Origin of the sequence: Serratia sp. JUb9 (assembly GCF_014298095.1) — a bacterium.
Taxonomy (GTDB): Bacteria; Pseudomonadota; Gammaproteobacteria; order Enterobacterales; family Enterobacteriaceae; genus Serratia_B; species Serratia_B rhizosphaerae.
Genome location: NZ_CP060416.1, coordinates 4968373 through 4985884 on the forward strand (window position 1 = coordinate 4968373; position 17512 = coordinate 4985884).

Annotated in this window: 17 protein-coding genes; 6 read left to right on the forward strand and 11 right to left on the reverse strand. The window is 57.6% G+C overall.

Features of this window, described 5'->3' with window-relative positions; genetic code table 11:
- Positions 1-7: 7 nt before the first annotated feature.
- From HF675_RS23365 to dgoR, 6 genes are all read right to left on the reverse strand, one after another.
- Positions 8-1300, reverse strand: coding sequence for an MFS transporter (locus HF675_RS23365; protein WP_105229212.1), 1293 nt, complete (start codon positions 1298-1300; stop codon positions 8-10).
- A gap of 75 nt (positions 1301-1375) precedes the next feature.
- Positions 1376-2692 carry an MFS transporter gene (locus HF675_RS23370; RefSeq protein WP_187043860.1) on the reverse strand — a complete coding sequence of 439 codons (1317 nt, stop codon included), beginning with the start codon at positions 2690-2692 and terminating at the stop codon, positions 1376-1378.
- A gap of 118 nt (positions 2693-2810) precedes the next feature.
- Complete coding sequence (gene dgoD / locus HF675_RS23375; RefSeq protein WP_111736164.1) at positions 2811-3959, reverse strand: galactonate dehydratase; 1149 nt, start codon at positions 3957-3959, stop codon at positions 2811-2813.
- Entirely contained in the window at positions 3956-4573 is a 618-nt protein-coding gene (locus HF675_RS23380) for a 2-dehydro-3-deoxy-6-phosphogalactonate aldolase (protein WP_105229209.1), read from the reverse strand. The genes dgoD and HF675_RS23380 overlap by 4 nt, the downstream gene beginning before the upstream one ends.
- The gene (locus tag HF675_RS23385; protein ID WP_105229208.1) at positions 4557-5450 is read right to left on the reverse strand and encodes a 2-dehydro-3-deoxygalactonokinase; all 894 of its coding nucleotides are present in this window, start codon (positions 5448-5450) and stop codon (positions 4557-4559) included. Before HF675_RS23385 ends, HF675_RS23380 begins: the two co-directional genes overlap by 17 nt.
- Positions 5447-6142, reverse strand: a complete 696-nt coding sequence (gene dgoR / locus HF675_RS23390; protein WP_160029318.1) for a D-galactonate utilization transcriptional regulator DgoR — start codon at positions 6140-6142, stop codon at positions 5447-5449. The genes HF675_RS23385 and dgoR overlap by 4 nt, the downstream gene beginning before the upstream one ends.
- A gap of 253 nt (positions 6143-6395) precedes the next feature.
- Between dgoR and HF675_RS23395 the strand changes: the two genes are divergently transcribed.
- The 3 genes from HF675_RS23395 to HF675_RS23405 are packed head-to-tail and all read left to right on the forward strand — an operon-like array spanning position 6396 to position 8894.
- A complete protein-coding gene (locus tag HF675_RS23395; protein ID WP_105229206.1) occupies positions 6396-7001 on the forward strand; it encodes a transcriptional regulator in 606 nt (201 codons plus the stop codon).
- Complete coding sequence (locus HF675_RS23400) at positions 6998-7966, forward strand: threonine/serine dehydratase (RefSeq protein ID WP_111736161.1); 969 nt, start codon at positions 6998-7000, stop codon at positions 7964-7966. The genes HF675_RS23395 and HF675_RS23400 overlap by 4 nt, the downstream gene beginning before the upstream one ends.
- Positions 7953-8894: an ornithine cyclodeaminase family protein gene (locus HF675_RS23405; RefSeq protein WP_105229204.1), complete on the forward strand. Its 942-nt coding sequence runs from the start codon at positions 7953-7955 to the stop codon at positions 8892-8894. The genes HF675_RS23400 and HF675_RS23405 overlap by 14 nt, the downstream gene beginning before the upstream one ends.
- Before the next feature lie 25 nt (positions 8895-8919).
- On the opposite strand, the gene yidA is transcribed toward HF675_RS23405, so the two are convergent.
- The 5 genes from yidA to dnaA form a co-directional block, all read right to left on the reverse strand.
- Positions 8920-9735, reverse strand: coding sequence for a sugar-phosphatase (gene yidA / locus HF675_RS23410; RefSeq protein ID WP_105229203.1), 816 nt, complete (start codon positions 9733-9735; stop codon positions 8920-8922).
- A 121-nt stretch (positions 9736-9856) separates the two neighbouring features.
- Complete coding sequence (gyrB, locus tag HF675_RS23415; RefSeq protein ID WP_105229202.1) at positions 9857-12271, reverse strand: DNA topoisomerase (ATP-hydrolyzing) subunit B; 2415 nt, start codon at positions 12269-12271, stop codon at positions 9857-9859.
- Positions 12272-12289: 18 nt separating this feature from the next.
- Complete coding sequence (gene recF, locus HF675_RS23420) at positions 12290-13378, reverse strand: DNA replication/repair protein RecF (RefSeq protein WP_187043861.1); 1089 nt, start codon at positions 13376-13378, stop codon at positions 12290-12292.
- A gap of 161 nt (positions 13379-13539) precedes the next feature.
- Positions 13540-14640 carry a DNA polymerase III subunit beta gene (dnaN, locus tag HF675_RS23425; RefSeq protein ID WP_015344002.1) on the reverse strand — a complete coding sequence of 367 codons (1101 nt, stop codon included), beginning with the start codon at positions 14638-14640 and terminating at the stop codon, positions 13540-13542.
- Between the two features lie 4 nt (positions 14641-14644).
- Positions 14645-16036, reverse strand: coding sequence for a chromosomal replication initiator protein DnaA (gene dnaA / locus HF675_RS23430; RefSeq protein ID WP_105229200.1), 1392 nt, complete (start codon positions 16034-16036; stop codon positions 14645-14647).
- A gap of 735 nt (positions 16037-16771) precedes the next feature.
- Between dnaA and rpmH the strand changes: the two genes are divergently transcribed.
- Genes rpmH through yidD form a run of 3 tightly spaced genes read left to right on the forward strand, consistent with a single transcriptional unit; the run spans position 16772 to position 17511 of the window.
- The gene (gene rpmH, locus HF675_RS23435; RefSeq protein WP_015842368.1) at positions 16772-16912 is read left to right on the forward strand and encodes a 50S ribosomal protein L34; all 141 of its coding nucleotides are present in this window, start codon (positions 16772-16774) and stop codon (positions 16910-16912) included.
- A gap of 18 nt (positions 16913-16930) precedes the next feature.
- Complete coding sequence (gene rnpA / locus HF675_RS23440; RefSeq protein WP_105233168.1) at positions 16931-17290, forward strand: ribonuclease P protein component; 360 nt, start codon at positions 16931-16933, stop codon at positions 17288-17290.
- A complete protein-coding gene (yidD, locus tag HF675_RS23445) occupies positions 17254-17511 on the forward strand; it encodes a membrane protein insertion efficiency factor YidD (RefSeq protein ID WP_105233167.1) in 258 nt (85 codons plus the stop codon). The genes rnpA and yidD overlap by 37 nt, the downstream gene beginning before the upstream one ends.
- Position 17512 lies beyond the last annotated feature (1 nt).

Sequence of the window (17512 nt, forward strand, 5' to 3'; positions counted from 1 at the left end):
TAGCGGATTAACCTACCCGTTTCACATCGCCCACCAGCAACAAATAGGACAATGCGCCAATCAGCGCCACGGCGGAAATATAAATCAGCGACGGGGCGAAGCCGTAGTCCTGTGCCAGATAGCCGACTACCAGCGGTACGGTAATTCCGCCTAATCCGCCAACAAAGTTAAACAAACCGCCGGTCAGGCCAATCAGGCGCACCGGCGCTAACGATGACACTAGCGACCAGGTTATCGAGGCAAAACCATTACCAAAGAACGCCAGCGCCATCAGCACCATAATCCAGAACGGATCGTCGGTGTAGTTCGCGCCCATGATGCAGGTAGAGAGCAGCAGCCCACAGATGATCGGCGTTTTACGTGCAAAACCTATTGATTTCCCGCTACGCAGCAAGCGATCGGCGACAAATCCTGACAGTAGTACGCCGAAAAATGCCGCCAAAAATGGTACGGTGGTCATAAAGCCGGCGGTCAGCGCAGCAATGTGTTTTTCTTGCGTCAGGTAGTTAGGGAACCAGGTGAGGAAAAACCACAGGGTCGAGGTAATGGCAAACTGGCCGATGTATACCCCCAACAGCTTGCGGTGGAACACCAACTTCCAGTCCGCCGCTGTCAGGGCGACACGCGCCTTTTTCTCATCGGGAACATCGCCGTCCACCATGCCGCCGCCGGCCTGGATATACGCCAGCTCCGCTTCATTCACGCCTTTGCTTTTCCGCGGCGACTGATACGCGAAGTGCCAAATCAGCGCCCAGACGATGCCGACGCCTCCGGTGATAATAAACACCCAGTGCCAGCTCAGCAGCTCCTGCACCCAAATCAACAGCGGCGTTAAAAACGCCAGACCGACAAACTGGCCGGAAGTATAAAAACCGACGGCCGATGCACGTTCCTGTTCCGGGAACCAGCTGGTCACAATACGGTTGTTCGTCGGAAATGCCGGCGCTTCAAACAGCCCGGTGACCGCCCGTAAGCCGATCAACGCGCTTAACCCGTTGGCGAACCCCTGCAGCAATGTCGCAATCGACCAACCCATAATGGCGATAAAGTAGGTCAGTTTGGAACCTAAGCGATCGAGGAACCAGCCGCCGGGGATTTGGCACAGCGTGTACGTCCAGGCAAAGGCAGAAAAGATATAGCCCATCTGCGCCTTGTTGATGCCAAACTCCTGCTGAATATGCGCCGACGCCACCGCTAAATTGGCGCGATCGACATAACAAATCACCACGGTGACAAATATCATTAATAATGTCAGGTAGCGACGCTTGGTTTTTGGTGTTGCGGTTAATGTCATTTCCATTATCGTATTCCGTTATTTTTCGGATTTTAATAATGGCGAAATACGTGTGTAGGGTACGATTTCGCCGGATAAATACTAGTAACGAGAGGAAATACTGGTTTCTTTTTTAGCAACGGATGACATGTTTTTCCGGCCAATTTTCAAACCGATGGCACCACCAATAATTAATGCCAGAGCGACAATAATCAGCGCACTGTTATAGCTATCGGTCACATCTTTTATTCTTCCCATTACCGGAGGGAAAATCAGGCCGGCAATATTCGCTACGGCATTAATCAACGCAATAGAGGCGGCGCCGGCAGCACCCACGACGGTTTCGGTAGTCACCGCCCAGAAAATAGGCGTAATGGCCCAGTTAAGGCCAACGGTCAATACCAGCAACACGTACGCCAGCAGCAGATTCTGGCTGTAGATCGCCAGCAACAGCAGCGCACCAGCGACCATCAGTGGCAAACCGAGATGCCAGGCGCGCTCCTTGGTCAGATCGGAATGGCGGCCATTCACATACATAAAAATACAGGCGAACAGAAACGGGACGGCGGACAGCACACTGACCATAAAATTGCTCTGCTGCGCCGCCACACCTTTCACGATCAGCGGGAGAAACAGGGTGATGCCAATGGTGCCGAACGCCTGCAGCAGCCATAACAGGCTCAGCACCCAGACGCGCCGGGTTTTCAACGCTGTGCGCCAGTCATGATGATGACCGATCGCCGTCTGCGCATTTTCACTGGCCAGTTGCTCACTCAGCCAGCTACGCTGTGCCGTAGTTAGCCAACGCGCTTTTTCCGGCGCATCATCCAGATAGAAATACACCACGATCCCCAGCATAAACGCCGGGATGCCTTCCAACAGGAATAACCAACGCCAGCCTTCAATACCGAAAAGACCGTGCAGATTGAGAATAGAGCCGGAAAGGGGCAAACCGATCACCGAAGCCAGCGCCGCGCCGATATAAAACAGGGACATAGCGCGTGCACGCTCGCTGCGCGGATACCAACAGGAGAGATAATAAATAATGCCGGGAGTAAAGCCGGCTTCGGCGACGCCCAGCAGGAAACGCATGATGTACAGCTGCATCGGCGTTTGCACCAGGCTCATGCCGGCCGCGATAACGCCCCAGGTGACCATAATCCGCGCAATCCAGAGTTTTGCGCCAACACGGGTCAGGATAACATTGCTCGGAACTTCAAATATAATATAGGAAATATAAAATATACCGGCGGCAATACCGTACATTTCGGCCGTCATGGCCAAATCGGCATTCATCTGTAACGCCGCCACCGAAATATTAGATCGATCGATATAAGCAATTAAATACAGAACCATAATAAAAGGAATGATCCTGACATTCATTTTATTGATGGTTGAGGAGTACAGATCGTTATTCATCACTTACCCCCGAGCTATCTATTTGCAGGTGTGCACCCGGCCAGGAAACCCCCTCAGCCGGGCGCTGTTTAATATATATACTTTCCTATTAGGTTTGATTATTTTGACTAACGCACGCTTACCATTCAGCAACGGCACCATCGGCATGGCGCCAGATCGGATTGCGCCAGTCGGCAGCCTGTTTGCTGCGTTCAACCACCAGCTCTTCGTTCACCTCAACCCCTAACCCTGGTTTACACGGCGGATAGAAATGGCCGTCGTCCATGGCGAAATCATCCTTGTTAAGCACGTAATCCAACAGTTCCGCCCCCTGGTTATAGTGAATCCCCATACTCTGTTCCTGGAACACCGCGTTGCGCGCCACAAAGTCAACGTGCAGGCAAGAAGCCAGCGCGATCGGCCCCAGCGGACAGTGCGGCGCTAACGATACGTCGTAAGATTCCGCCATCGCCGCAATCTTAAAACATTCGGTGATGCCGCCCGCATGTGAAAGATCCGGCTGCACGATCGCTAGGCCGCCATCAGCCAGGATGCGTTTAAAATCAAAGCGTGAATACATACGCTCCCCCGCGGCGATAGGAATATGGGTTTGCGCCGCCAGACGCGGGTAATATTCGGCCTGCTCCGCCAATACCGGCTCTTCAATAAACAGCGGACGGTAAGGCTCCAGCTCTTTAATTAAGACCTTCGCCATAGGCGCAGCGACACGGCCGTGAAAATCGAGGCCAAACTCAATCTTGTTGCCAAACGCTTCGCGAATCTGTGCCACCACCGCCACCGCGGCATCGATTTTGCGCGAGCTATCAATGATGCCCATCTCTTCGCAGCCGTTCAGCTTGAAAGTGTCGAAGCCAATCTGCGTCAGTTTTTCTATGCCGGCGATCACCTCTGCCGGCCGATCGCCACCGACCCAGCTATACGCTTTGATTTTATCACGCACCAACCCCCCTAACAGCTGGTACACCGGCACCCCCAGCGCTTTGCCTTTGATATCCCACAATGCCTGGTCGATGCCGGCGATCGCGCTCATCAGCACCGGCCCGCCGCGATAAAAACCCCCGCGATACAGCGTTTGCCAAATATCATTGATGCGTGCCGGATCCTGCCCAACCACGTATTCGGACAGCTCATGCACTGCGGCTTCAACGCTGCGCGCCCGTCCTTCAATTACCGGCTCGCCCCAGCCGATAATGCCTTCATCGGTTTCTACTTTCAGGAACATCCAGCGCGGTGGCAGCCGATAGGTGGTCAGTTTGGTGATTTTCATGATGTGGCTTCCTTATAGGCTTGGACAAAAGCAGCGGCCCGCTGCGCGGTACGTTCCGGCGGCTGACCGGCGCGATATAAATCGCTGCCTAATCCTGCGCCAACACAACCTGCGGCCAAATACTGGTGCACGTTTTCCGGCGTGATGCCGCCAACGGCGAAGACCGGCACCTGCGGCGGCAATACGGCCTTCAGCGCTTTGATATAAGACGGGCCGAACGACATGGACGGAAAAATTTTCAACGCTTGCGCACCGGCGTCCAGCGCGTTGAATGCTTCGGTCGCCGTCGCACAGCCGGCGCACACCGTCATGCCCAGCGCAACCGCACGGCTGATAACCGCCGGTTGCGTATTGGGCGTCACCACCAGCCGGCTGCCCAGTGTCGCCAGGCGTTCTACCTGCTGCGTCTGCAATACCGTGCCGGCGCCAATCAACGCGCGATCGCCAAAACGCTGCGCCGCATCACCGATGCTCTCCTCCCACTCCGGCGAGTTCAGCGGGATTTCTATCGCATCAAAACCCGCTGCCAGCAGCGCCTCTATATGTTCACCTGCCTCCGGCCGCGTGATGCCGCGCAGAATAGCGATCAACGGCAATTTAGTATTCCAACTCATTGACTATGCTCCTGATGCCTAATTGAAAAACGTCATCGCCATCCAATACGCTGTGAGCCATGCCAGCCATGCTCAGCGCCCGGGCATAACGCGCCGTCAGTTTTGGGTTGCCGATTACCGTTAACGCATCCTGCGCCGGTAACGCAAATTCCTGCTGCATCTGCGCCACTTCATTGCCGATCAGCAGGCCGGACAGCCAGTCGCTGACCGCGCTCTTTTCCAACTTGCCAAGCAAATGGGCAGCGCGGGTTTCAAACAGCCGACGGACGATATGCCGTTCGCTCAGCCCTATCGCCAACCCGCGTTCAAACGCCCGTTCATCACTCAGCTGTTCGCCCAGGCCGGCGCCAACCAGTGAATGGGCCAGCAGTAAATGGTGCAGTTCGCCGGTCATCACGGTGCGAAAATCCACCAGCGCATCCCCGTCCATCCGCACCCATTTGCTGTGAGTACCCGGCATGACGTACAGCGGCGACGGCCGCGCGGCATAGGCGCCGACCAGCTGTGTTTCCTCGCCGCGCATCACATTACAGTTATCTTCGTTAGCAACGCATATCCCCGGGATAATCCAGGCGTGATACGGCGCGGCTTGCTCTATCGTGGTCAACTGGGCGGCGATGCCGGTCAGGCGGGTCGGACAAGACAAATACGGCGCCTGAATCCAGCCGGCATTGCTGCCAATCATCCCCGCCATCACCACCGGCAGCGGCTCCGCCCAACGGGCCATCAGCTCGCCAAATACCTGCTGCGGCAAACGCTCACCGAGGCGGGTGACTCCGGCTTCGGACTGCACGCTGTCGACGCATACGCCCCGTTCATAACGCCAGGCGCGCAAGTTGGTGGAACCCCAGTCAATCGCGATAAAGCTGTCACTCATAGCATGTCCTTTAACCTTTTTGTCGAACTGGCGATCATCGTCAGCGCAGCGCGCTCTGCCGCATCCGCATCCTGATGACGTATCGCGTCATACAGATCCTGATGCTCACGCAGCGTGCGCGGCATATTGTCCTCATCCGGCATATAAGTACGCTCAAACACTGCGCGCTGCAGTGAACTTATCGCCACACTGAGCTGTTGCAATACCGGGTTATGCACCGACGCCAACACCGCTTCGTGGTAGCGAATATCCGCCTCATTAAACAACTCGCGCTGCTGGTGATGGGCGAGCATGTCGTTCAATGCCGCCTCTATCACCGCCAACTCGCTGGACGTGGCACGCTCCGCCGCCCAGCGGGCGATGGTCGGCTCCACCAGGTTGCGTACCTCGCTCATTGCCGCAATCAGGCGCGGATCATAATCCTGCTCCAGCGCCCAGTTCAGGACATCGGTATCCAGATAGTTCCACTGATTACGCAGGGTGACGAAGGCACCGCGGTATCGCTTCATCTCCACCAGCCGTTTGGCCATTAACGCCCGTAACACTTCGCGGATGATATTGCGCGAAGTAGCAAACTCTTCACACAGCTCCGCTTCTGACGGCAGCGCTGCACCAGGAACATACTTACCGCCGACGATCTGCCGGCCAATCTCAATAATGATGCGGTCAGTTTTACCGATCTGCTGCTTCATGGTTTCCCCACTGTGTTCACCTGCTGGACAGGCTTTAACTTTACTCCGCCAGCGTTGGTAATACCTGTGATTGCAGCACAATCTTTATTGACTCACCGTTACCTACCCCATGATTGTAGTACCATTAATAAATCTCGTACTACAATCTGGGTCACAAAACAAACACGGCAATCACCTGACATCAATTTTGTTTTACAAATTGGAATAAAAAGTACAATGTAGACTTTTAAGTCTATTCGGAATGCCTCCGCCCATGTTGAACCGCTATCACGCCATCGCCGATGCCATCGCGCTGCTGTTTACCCCCTATGCCGAAGTAGCGATCCACGATCTGGCCAGTCAGAAGCTGGTGTATATCGCCAATAACCGTTCGCAGCGTGAACTGGGCGAAGATTCCAACCTGAACGACCTGCAGGACAACCTGGATCTGCAGGTGCTCGGCCCCTATCAGAAGCACAACTGGGACGGCGGCCAAATGCGCTCTATCAGCGCAGTGCTGCGTGACGACAACCAGCGCCCGATCGGCCTGATGTGCATCAATCTGGATATTACGGTGCTCAGCAGCGCCAAAGCGGCGCTGGAGACTTTCCTGTCCGGCAGCACGCTCCAGCCACAGCCCGCCGTGCTGTTCCAGGACGACTGGCAGGAACGCATCAATACCTTTATTCACCAGTGGCTGCAGCAGCATCAGCAAACGCTGTCGACGCTGGGCGGCCCCGCCAGACGGGCGCTGGTGGAAGCGCTGTATCACCAGGGCGCCTTCCGGGGAAAAAATGCCGCCGGCTATGTCGCGAAAATCCTCGGTATCGGCCGCGCCACGGTTTACAACTACCTGAAAAATATTAAGGAGTCGGTATGACAGATTTATTCGCCGCCATTGAGGACGCGCACCGGCAGTTGCGGCCACAGGTACGCGTCACGCCGCTGGAGCACAGCATCCTGCTTTCACAGCAATTAGGCTGTGAACTGTGGCTAAAGTGCGACCATTTGCAGCAAACCGGCTCCTTCAAGTTTCGCGGCGCCAGCAACAAACTGCGCCTGCTGAGCGACGCCCAGCGCCGCAACGGCGTGATCGCCGCCTCCAGCGGCAACCACGGCCTGGCCATTGCGCAGGCGGGTAAACTGATGGGTATCGGCGTGACGGTTTATGCGCCGGAGAACGCCGCCTCGGTCAAACTGGACGCCATCCGCGCGCTCGGCGCCGATGTGACGCTGGTGCCCGGCGATGCACTGCAGGCGGAAATCGCCGGAGAGCGCGCCGCCGCCGAACAGGGCAAGGTGTATATTTCCCCGTATAACGATGAACAGGTGATCGCCGGTCAGGGCACCTGCGGCATGGAGCTGGTCGAACAGCTTAGCGATCTGGATGCGGTATTCGTGGCGGTCGGCGGCGGCGGGTATATTGCAGGCATCGGCAGCGTACTGCAGCATTTGTCGCCGAAAACCCGGCTGATTGGCTGCTGGCCGGAGAACGCCACCAGCATGTACAGCGCGCTGGAGGCCGGCCATATCCACCCGGTCGAGGAGCAGGAGACCCTGTCTGACGGCACCGCCGGTGGCGTCGAACCTGATGCTATCACCTTCCCGCTGTGCCAGCGCCTGATCGATCGGCGCGTGCTGGTCAGCGAAGCGGAAATCCGCCGGGCAATGCGCGCCCTGGCCGCCAGCGAGCGCTGGATTATCGAAGGTGCGGCCGGCGTGGCGTTGGCCGCCGCCATAAAGCTGGCGCCGGAACTGCAGGGGAAAAAGGTCGCGGTAGTGCTGTGCGGCAAAAATATCGTGCTGGAGAAATACCTGAAGGCCATCGACCATGCGCATCCTTGACCGGCAGCAAATCCTGGCCGCTTTCGATGCCGATGCCGTCACGGCGCTGCTGAAGCAGGGCTTTATCGCCTATTCGCAGCGCCGGGTTCAGCAACCGCCGGTACAGCACTTCCTGTTTGAACAGGCGGCCGGTGATGGCTGTATCAAATCGGCCTGGTTGGAGGGGGATGAGTTATTCGTCGTCAAAGTGTCCACCGGCTTCTACCGCAACGCTGAACGCGGGTTGCCCAGCAACCAGGGGCTGATGATGGCATTTTCCGCCCTGACCGGTGAACCGCAGGCGCTGCTGCTGGATGAGGGGTGGCTGACGGCGTTGCGCACCGCGCTGGCCGGACGCATCGCCGCCGAACTCTGCGCACCGCCGGATATTCAGGCGATCGGCATCCTCGGCACCGGTTTGCAGGCAAGGCTGCAGCTGCAATATCTGAAGCCGGTTACCGACTGCCGCGACCTATGGGTATGGGGCCGGAATCAGCAGGCGCTGGAGGCTTATCGCCACGATGCCGAAGCCGAGGGCTTCCGGGTGCGCACTACGCAGGATGCGGCAGAGCTGGCGACACACTGCCGGCTGATCGTCACCACCACGCCAAGCCGTGAGCCAATTTTGCAGGCGGCGGATATCCGCCCCGGCACCCATATCACCGCGGTCGGCGCCGACGCGGACGGCAAACAGGAGCTGGCGACCGCGCTGACGGCCAAGGCAGATATTCTGTTGGTTGATGCGCTGGCGCAGTGTGCGGAATATGGCGAAATAGCGGCGGCTTACCGGCAAAATATGCTGACATCGACGCCGATCGTCGAATTTGGCGCCGCGTTGGCGCAAGGTGGAAAAGTCCGCAGCGGCCGAGAGCAGATCACGGTAGCCGATCTCACCGGGCTGGCGATTCAGGACCTACAAATTGCGAAAGGGGTGTTAGCCGCCGTGTAAAGGGCGCCGCGGCGCCCCTGGTTGGTCAGGCATTGAGTACAAACTTCTCGATCGCCCGCGCCACGCCGTCCTCGGCGTTGCTGCTGGTGACAAACTGCGCCACCGCTTTCAGTTCGTCAATCGCATTGCCCATCGCCACGCCGACGCCGGCATACTCGATCATCGCGGTATCGTTGGCCTGATCGCCCAATGTCATCACGTTTGCCTGCGCGATGCCCAGATGTTCGGCCAGCATTTTCACCCCGGCGCCTTTATCCACCTGCTTATGCAGAATCTCCAGATAGTACGGCGAGCTTTTCAGCAGCGTATAGCGCGCCTGCGCTTCGGCGGGAATGCGCGCAATCGCCGCGTCGAGCAGCGCCGGCTCATCGATCATCATCACTTTCGGGAAACGCATCTGGCGATCCATCTCTTCCACGCTGCGGTATTTCAGCGGGATACCGGTCAGAGAAGCCTCATGCACGGTATATTTGCCGATGTCTTTATTCGGGGTGTACAACGTGTCGAAATCAAACGCGTGGAAGTGGACGCCCAGCTCGCGCGCCAGCTGTTCGAAGTATAGATAGTCCTCAAAACCCAGCGTTTCCTGCAGGACGCAGGCGCCGTCGACCGCCTGCAGCACCAGCGCACCATTATAGGTAATGCAGTAATCGTTAGCTCCCTGAATATCCAGCTGACGCAAATAGTCCTGCACGCCAACGTAAGGCCGCCCGGTCGCCAGCACCACGTGCACTCCCTGGCGGCGCGCGGCCTCGATCGCCTGCTTTACCGCCGGCGTAATCTGGTGCTGCGGATTGAGCAGCGTGCCGTCCATATCAATTGCAATCAGTTCAATAGCCATGCGCAGTCTCCCACTGTTTTTTGTCATGCTAACGCGTTTCAGCCTGGCTTGTCAGCGTGAAAAAAGCCGAAAAAAAATCCGCGCAGGTTGCCCGGCGCGGATTTTATCGTGCTGTCGACGCTTAGATATCGATGTTCGCCGCTTTCAGGGCGTTCTCTTCGATAAAGGCGCGACGAGGTTCAACCGCATCCCCCATCAGGGTGGTGAACAACTGGTCCGCCGCGATCGCATCTTTGACGCTGACGCGCAGCATGCGGCGGTTTTCCGGATCCATGGTGGTTTCCCACAGCTGCTCGGCGTTCATCTCGCCCAGACCTTTATAGCGCTGAACCGCCAGGCCGCGGCGTGACTCTTTCACCAGCCACTCCAGCGCTTTTTCGAAGCTGTCGACCGGCTGACGACGCTCGCCGCGTTCGATAAACGCGCCCTCTTCGATCAGGCCGCGCAGCTTCTCGCCCAGCTGGCAAATCTTGCGGTATTCGCCGCCGTGGATGAAGTCGAAGTCCAGCAGATAGTCGGTATCCACGCCGTGGGTACGGATGCGCAGCGCCGGCTCGAACAGCTGACGTTCGCGGTTTTCATAGATTTCAAAGCTGTAGCTGCTGCCGTGCTGCTCTTTTTCGTTCAGCAGGTTAGCCAGCGCTTCGATCCAGCCTTGCACTTTCGCACGGTCGCCAAGGTCCTCTTCCGCCAGCGTCGGCTGGTAGATCAGGTTGTTCAGCAGCGCGCGCGGGTAGCGGCGCTCCATACGCGCAATCAGCTTCTGCACGCTGTTGTGCTCGGACACCAGTTTTTCCAGTGCTTCGCCCGACAGCGCCGGCGCATCAGGGTTAGTGTGCAGGGTGGCGCCGTCCAGCGCGATGGCGATTTGGTACTGGTCCATCGCGTCATCATCTTTGATGTACTGCTCCTGCTTGCCTTTCTTCACTTTGTACAGCGGCGGCTGGGCAATGAACACGTGGCCGCGCTCAATGATTTCCGGCATCTGACGGTAGAAGAAGGTCAACAGCAGCGTACGGATGTGCGAGCCGTCGACGTCGGCATCGGTCATGATGATGATGCTGTGGTAACGCAGTTTGTCCGGGTTGTACTCGTCGCGGCCGATGCCGCAGCCCAGTGCGGTGATCAGGGTAGCCACTTCCTGCGAAGAGAGCATCTTGTCGAAACGCGCTTTCTCCACGTTGAGGATTTTACCTTTCAGCGGCAAAATCGCCTGGTTCTTGCGATTACGCCCCTGCTTGGCAGAGCCGCCCGCGGAGTCCCCTTCCACCAGGTACAGTTCGGACAGCGCCGGGTCGCGTTCCTGGCAGTCCGCCAGCTTGCCCGGCAGGCCTGCCAGATCCAGCGCCCCTTTACGACGCGTCATCTCACGCGCCTTGCGCGCCGCTTCACGTGCGCGCGCCGCGTCGATGATTTTACCTACGACGATCTTCGCATCGGACGGGTTTTCCAGCAGGTATTCGCTCAGCAGTTCGTTCATCTGCTGTTCCACCGCCGATTTCACCTCGGAGGAGACCAGTTTGTCTTTGGTCTGGGAGGAGAACTTCGGATCCGGCACCTTCACGGAAACCACGGCGATCAGGCCTTCACGCGCATCGTCGCCGGTGGCGCTGACCTTCGCCTTCTTGCTGTAGCCTTCTTTGTCCATATAGGCGTTCAGCGTACGGGTCATCGCCGCACGGAAGCCCGCCAGGTGGGTGCCGCCGTCGCGCTGCGGAATGTTGTTGGTGAAGCAGTAGATGTTTTCCTGGAAACCATCGTTCCACTGCAGCGCCACTTCCACCCCGATATCGTCTTTCACGGTGGAGAAATAGAACACGTTCGGGTGGATCGGGGTTTTGTTCTTGTTCAGGTACTCGACAAACGCCTTGATGCCGCCTTCATAGTGGAAGTGGTCTTCTTTGTCGCTGCGCTTGTCTTTCAGACGGATGGAAACTCCGGAGTTCAGGAACGACAGTTCGCGCAGGCGTTTTGCCAGGATGTCGTACTCGAACTCCACCACGTTGGTGAAGGTCTGATGGCTCGGCCAGAAGCGCACCATGGTGCCGGTCTGCTCGGTCTCGCCGACCACGGTCAGCGGCGCCTGCGGCTCGCCGTGGCTGTAGGTTTGCTCGTGCACCTGGCCATCGCGGCGGATAGTCAGCTCCAGCTTCTCGGACAGGGCGTTAACCACCGAGACGCCCACGCCGTGCAGGCCGCCGGAAACCTTGTAAGAGTTATCGTCGAACTTACCGCCGGCGTGCAGTACGGTCATGATGACCTGCGCGGCGGAAACGCCTTCCTCCGGGTGGATCCCGGTCGGAATGCCACGGCCGTCATCCTGCACCGACACGGAGTTGTCGGCATGGATGGTGACCTGAATATCACTACAGTGGCCAGCGAGTGCTTCGTCGATAGCGTTGTCCACAACCTCGAATACCATGTGGTGCAGACCGGTGCCGTCATCGGTATCGCCGATATACATGCCCGGGCGCTTACGCACCGCATCCAGCCCTTTTAATACCTTGATACTTGAGGAGTCATAAGAATTCGACATCAACGTTTCTCGCTCATTTTAGTCCTGTGGTTGAACCTCTATTTTACCTTGTTCCACGCGGAACATCTTGCCCTTTTCACCGGCCATGTCGATTACTTGTTCAGCGCTCACCGCGCTGACAAAAACCTGGGCCTGGGTGGCTTTCAGGCGATCGGCCAGCAACCGGCGACGGCCGGTGTCCAGCTCGGAGGCAAAATCATCAATCAGATACAGGCAACGCCGCCCGCTCTGCCGGGTGAGAAACTCACCCTGCGCCAAGCGCAACGCGCACATCAGCAGTTTCAGCTGACCGCGCGATAGTAAATCCTCTACCGGCGTACCGTCGGCGCGAATGCGGAAATCCGCCTTATGCGGCCCCGACGCGGTATAGGTCAATGCTCTGTCGCGTTCAAACTGACGCTCCAGCAGTTCGCCATAGCTGCTTTCTTTGTCCCAACCGCGTTGAAACGAAAAACTGAGGGCGAACTCGGGCAGAAACTGCGCGCAGGTCGCGGTGATATCCGCGGCGATTGCGTCGCTGTAAGCCGCCCGCCATTCGCTGATGCGCTCGGCCAGCGGGATCAGTTCCTGATCCCAGGCGCGAATCTGCGCATAGCGGCTCACCTGGCGCAGCGCGGCATTGCGCTGCTTCAGCAACCGCTTCAGGTTGCTCCAGGCGATGAAAAAACCGGGTTCGTTATGGAAACAGCCCCAGTCAAGGAAAGCGCGCCGGTACTTCGGCCCGCCGTTCAGCAGGGTAAAACCTTCCGGCGTGATCAGCTGCATCGGCAACAGCTGGGCTAGTTCCGCCACTTTGTGGCCGTCGCTGCCGTCGATGCGCACTTTGCTGTCGCCCTGGCGGCTTTTGCTCAGCCCGACCGACAGTTCACGCTCCGCGCCGTTGTCTATGCGGCCGTGCAGCACAAACTCCGATTGCTCGTGGCGGATAACCCGTCCGGCCTGCAGGCTGCGAAACGCGCGCCCGTGGCCAAGGGTGTATACCGCCTCCAGCACGCTGGTTTTGCCGCTGCCGTTGGCGCCAACCAGGAAATTAAACCCCGGCGCCGGCGCCAGATCCGCCGCTTCAATATTGCGGAAATCTTTAATCAGTAAACGCGTTAATGCCATGCCTATTCTATCACCGGGAAATGACGCTCAATGTGAGGGCGTTATCGGCGCAGGCAGTTTACGTGCGGACAGCGCGCAGCAACCGGAGCGTACGTCGAGTACGTGAGGATTGCGAGCACTGCCCAAACGTAAAATGGCAAGCAAGATAGCCCGGATGTCGATCACAACCGCATTGGCATGACAACGTAGGCCGCCGCCTGGCTCGCCGCGTCTTCAATCTGCACGCTGGATACCGAGTCGGTCAGCAGCAGGCGCACCTCTTCGCACTTGAGCGCGTTCAGTACGTCCAGCACGTAGCTGACGTTGAAGCCGATCTCCATCTCGGTGCCTTCATACGCCACGTCGAGGATCTCTTCCGCTTCTTCCTGTTCCGGGTTATTGGCGGTGATCTTCAGCTGGTTATGGCTGACATACAGCCGCACGCCGCGGAACTTCTCGTTCGACAAGATGGCCGCCCGGGCGAACGCCTGCTTCAGCAGATCGCAGCCGGCCTCCAGCGTTTTATCCGGATTCTTCGGCAATACGCGGCGATAATCCGGGAAGCGGCCGTCAACCAGCTTGGAAGTGAAGATAAAGTCGCCGACGTGGGCGCGGATATTGTTGCTGCCGATCTGCAGCTGCAGCGGCGTATCGCCGCCGTCCAGCAGGCGCACCAACTCCATCACCCCTTTACGCGGCACGATCACCGAATGCAGCGGCAGCTGCTGCTCGATAGGCATCGCGCAGACCGCCAGCCGGTGGCCGTCGGTCGCCACGGTGCGCAGCTCCGCGCCCTCGGTTTCAAACAGCATGCCGTTCAGGTAATAGCGCACGTCCTGGTGAGCCATGGAGAACTGGGTCGCTTCGATCAGCCGCTTGAGCGTCGCCTGCGGCAGGGTGAACTCCACCTCACTTTGCCAGTCGTCCAGGTTAGGGAAATCCGCCGCCGGCAGGGTGGACAGCGAGAAGCGGCTGCGCCCGGAGCGCACCAGCATCCGCTCCCCTTCCAGGGTCACGGCGATCTCGGCGCCTTCCGGCAGACCACGGCAGATATCAAAGAATTTGCGCGCGGGGACGGTAGTCGCGCCCGCCTCATGGGGTTGGGACAGGGCGACGCGCGCCACCATCTCCATCTCCAGATCGGTACCGGTCAGCAACAGGGAACCTTCCGTCACCTGCAGCAGCAGGTTACCCAGAATCGGCAGCGTTGGGCGGCCGCCCAGCGGGCTGCTCACCTGTTGCAACGGTTTTAGCAGATGCTCACGTTCGACGATAAATTTCATAGCGCTACGAAGATAATGTTCTGATTAAGTTGGAGAAATCTTCTTTGATGTCGTGACTTTCCTCACGCAACTGCTCAATCTTCCGGCAGGCGTGCAACACCGTGGTATGGTCGCGGCCACCAAACGCATCGCCGATTTCTGGCAGGCTGTGGTTGGTGAGCTCTTTCGCCAGCGCCATCGCCATTTGGCGCGGACGGGCGACGGAGCGCGAACGCCGTTTAGACAGCAGATCCGCGACTTTAATCTTATAGTATTCCGCCACCGTCTTTTGAATGTTGTCGATGGTGACCAGTTTTTCCTGCAGCGCCAGCAGATCGCGCAGCGCTTCACGCACGAAATCGATGGTAATGGCGCGGCCGGTAAAGTTGGCGTTAGCGATCACGCGGTTCAGCGCGCCTTCCAGCTCACGCACGTTGGAACGCAGGCGCTTGGCGATGAAAAACGCCACTTCGCCCGGCAGGCGAATGTCGTTCTCGTCGGCCTTTTTCATCAGGATCGCGACGCGCGTTTCCAGCTCCGGCGGTTCGATCGCCACCGTCAGACCCCAGCCGAAGCGGGACTTCAGGCGGTCTTCCACGCCGTTGATCTCTTTCGGATAGCGGTCCGACGTCAGGATAATCTGTTGATTGCCTTCCAGCAGCGCATTAAAGGTATGGAAGAACTCTTCCTGCGAACGCTCTTTATTGGCAAAAAATTGAATATCATCGATCAGCAGCGCGTCAACCGAGCGGTAGTAACGCTTAAACTCTTCGATCGCGTTGTTCTGCAGGGCTTTGACCATGTCCTGCACAAAACGCTCCGAGTGCATATAGACCACTTTGGCATTGGCCTTGCGCGCCATAATGCCGTTGCCCACCGCGTGCAGCAGGTGAGTTTTACCCAGACCGGTGCCGCCGTACAGGAACAGCGGGTTATAGGCGCCGCCCGGGTTGTCCGCCACCTGACGCGCCGCCGCGCGCGCCAGCTGGTTCGACTTACCTTCAACGAAGTTATCAAACGTGTGCTTGGGATTGACGTTAGAGCGATAGGACAGCTCCGGCTGCGGGGCCGCGTTGTCCCAGCTCGGCCGTGAAGGCGCAGCCGTGCGCGCCACCGGCGCCGCAGGGGCGCTGCGGCTTTCGGCCACCGCTTCGCTGACGGTTTGGCTGATGGGCTTGCTGCCGACTTCAAAACGCAGCAAAGGGGCGTCCGTACCGCAGAAATCGTTCAGCAGTCCGTTGATATTGTTTAAGTATTTATCTCGTACCCAGTCCAGCACGAAACGATTGGGCGCATACAGCGCCAAGGTGTTGTCACTCAGTTCCGCCTGCAAGGGGCGTATCCACATACTAAATTCTGTGGCAGGTAACTCATCCTGCAATCGGGCAAGACACTGCTGCCAAAGCGAAAGTGACACGGCGGACTCCACTCGAACAAGATCAATAATAAAGAAAAGAATCGGGCTACTTTTTTATAACTCATGGTTTTTGACACAGGCCCGGTATCGGCTGACCGCCTGGGGGCATGCGAACCGCCTTTCACGGTTTATCCCTTCCACATGACCGTCGCACCCGGAGGCTGCGCGGCGAATTTCAGGGTCGCCCGGCCACGATCCCGGCATGGGAGATCGCGATCGGAACAACGGATCATAGCGCAAATGGAGCCAGAGATCCTCCCCTTCCTCACAGATTAGATCCATTTTATCCACAGACCCCGGCGCGCGGCGATCTTTTCCACAAAATCCGGTCATTCACCGCATTATATTGTCTGTCAGGGTGCGTTTTTTACATCGGTAACAGGTTATACCCGGTTATCCACCTGCGGATCTTGCGCTTTATCACCGGGATCGCGCGCGGATCCTTGCGATTTAACCCTGAGTCCGTATAATCTTCGCCCTACGTGTGATGCCTGGTTCCTTCATGGTGCGTTATTCGCCAGACGGGATTCTGCGTTGACCACGGGCCAAGCCGGATTTTATGCCGTATTGGCAAGCAACCAGGTAGGCTAACGCAATGTGAATTGACTCAGGACTGTACAATTATTACAATCCCGCCTCTTTATGTATTGCGATTGAGGCGTCGGTCGTCTTCACGCCGAGTAGCCAAACGCGTTTACTGATCAGTAATCAATTTAAGTTTAGGTAGAAATCGCCATGAAACGCACTTTCCAACCGTCCGTATTGAAGCGCAACCGTAGCCACGGTTTCCGTGCTCGTATGGCCACTAAAAATGGTCGTCAAGTTCTGGCCCGCCGTCGTGCGAAAGGCCGTGCTCGTCTGTCTGTTTCTAAGTAATAAAAGCTAACCCTCTGAGTGGTTAAGCTCGCTTTTCCCAGGGAGTTACGTTTGTTAACTCCCACTCATTTCACTTTCGTCTTCCAGCAGCCACAACGGGCCGGCACGCCGCAAATCACCATTCTCGGCCGCCTGAACCAGCTGGGGCATCCCCGCATCGGTCTTACCGTCGCCAAAAAACACGTCAAACGCGCCCATGAACGTAACCGAATCAAACGCCTAACCCGCGAAAGCTTCCGTTTACGTCAGCATGAGCTGCCGCCGATGGATTTTGTCGTGGTGGCGAAAAAGGGGATAGCGGATCTGGATAACCGCGCGTTGACGGAAGCTTTGGAAAAATTATGGCGTCGCCACTGTCGCCAGGCTCCCGCATCCTGATCGGGCTGGTGCGAGGCTATCAGCTCGTCATCAGTCCGCTGCTTGGGCCTCGTTGTCGCTTCCAGCCGACATGTTCTCATTACGCAATTGAGGCATTAAGCAGGTTCGGCATGATAAAAGGCAGTTGGTTGACAGTGAAACGCGTATTAAAATGCCACCCTTTGAACCCAGGTGGCGATGATCCCGTGCCGCCGAAAACCGACGATAACAGAGAACACTAAC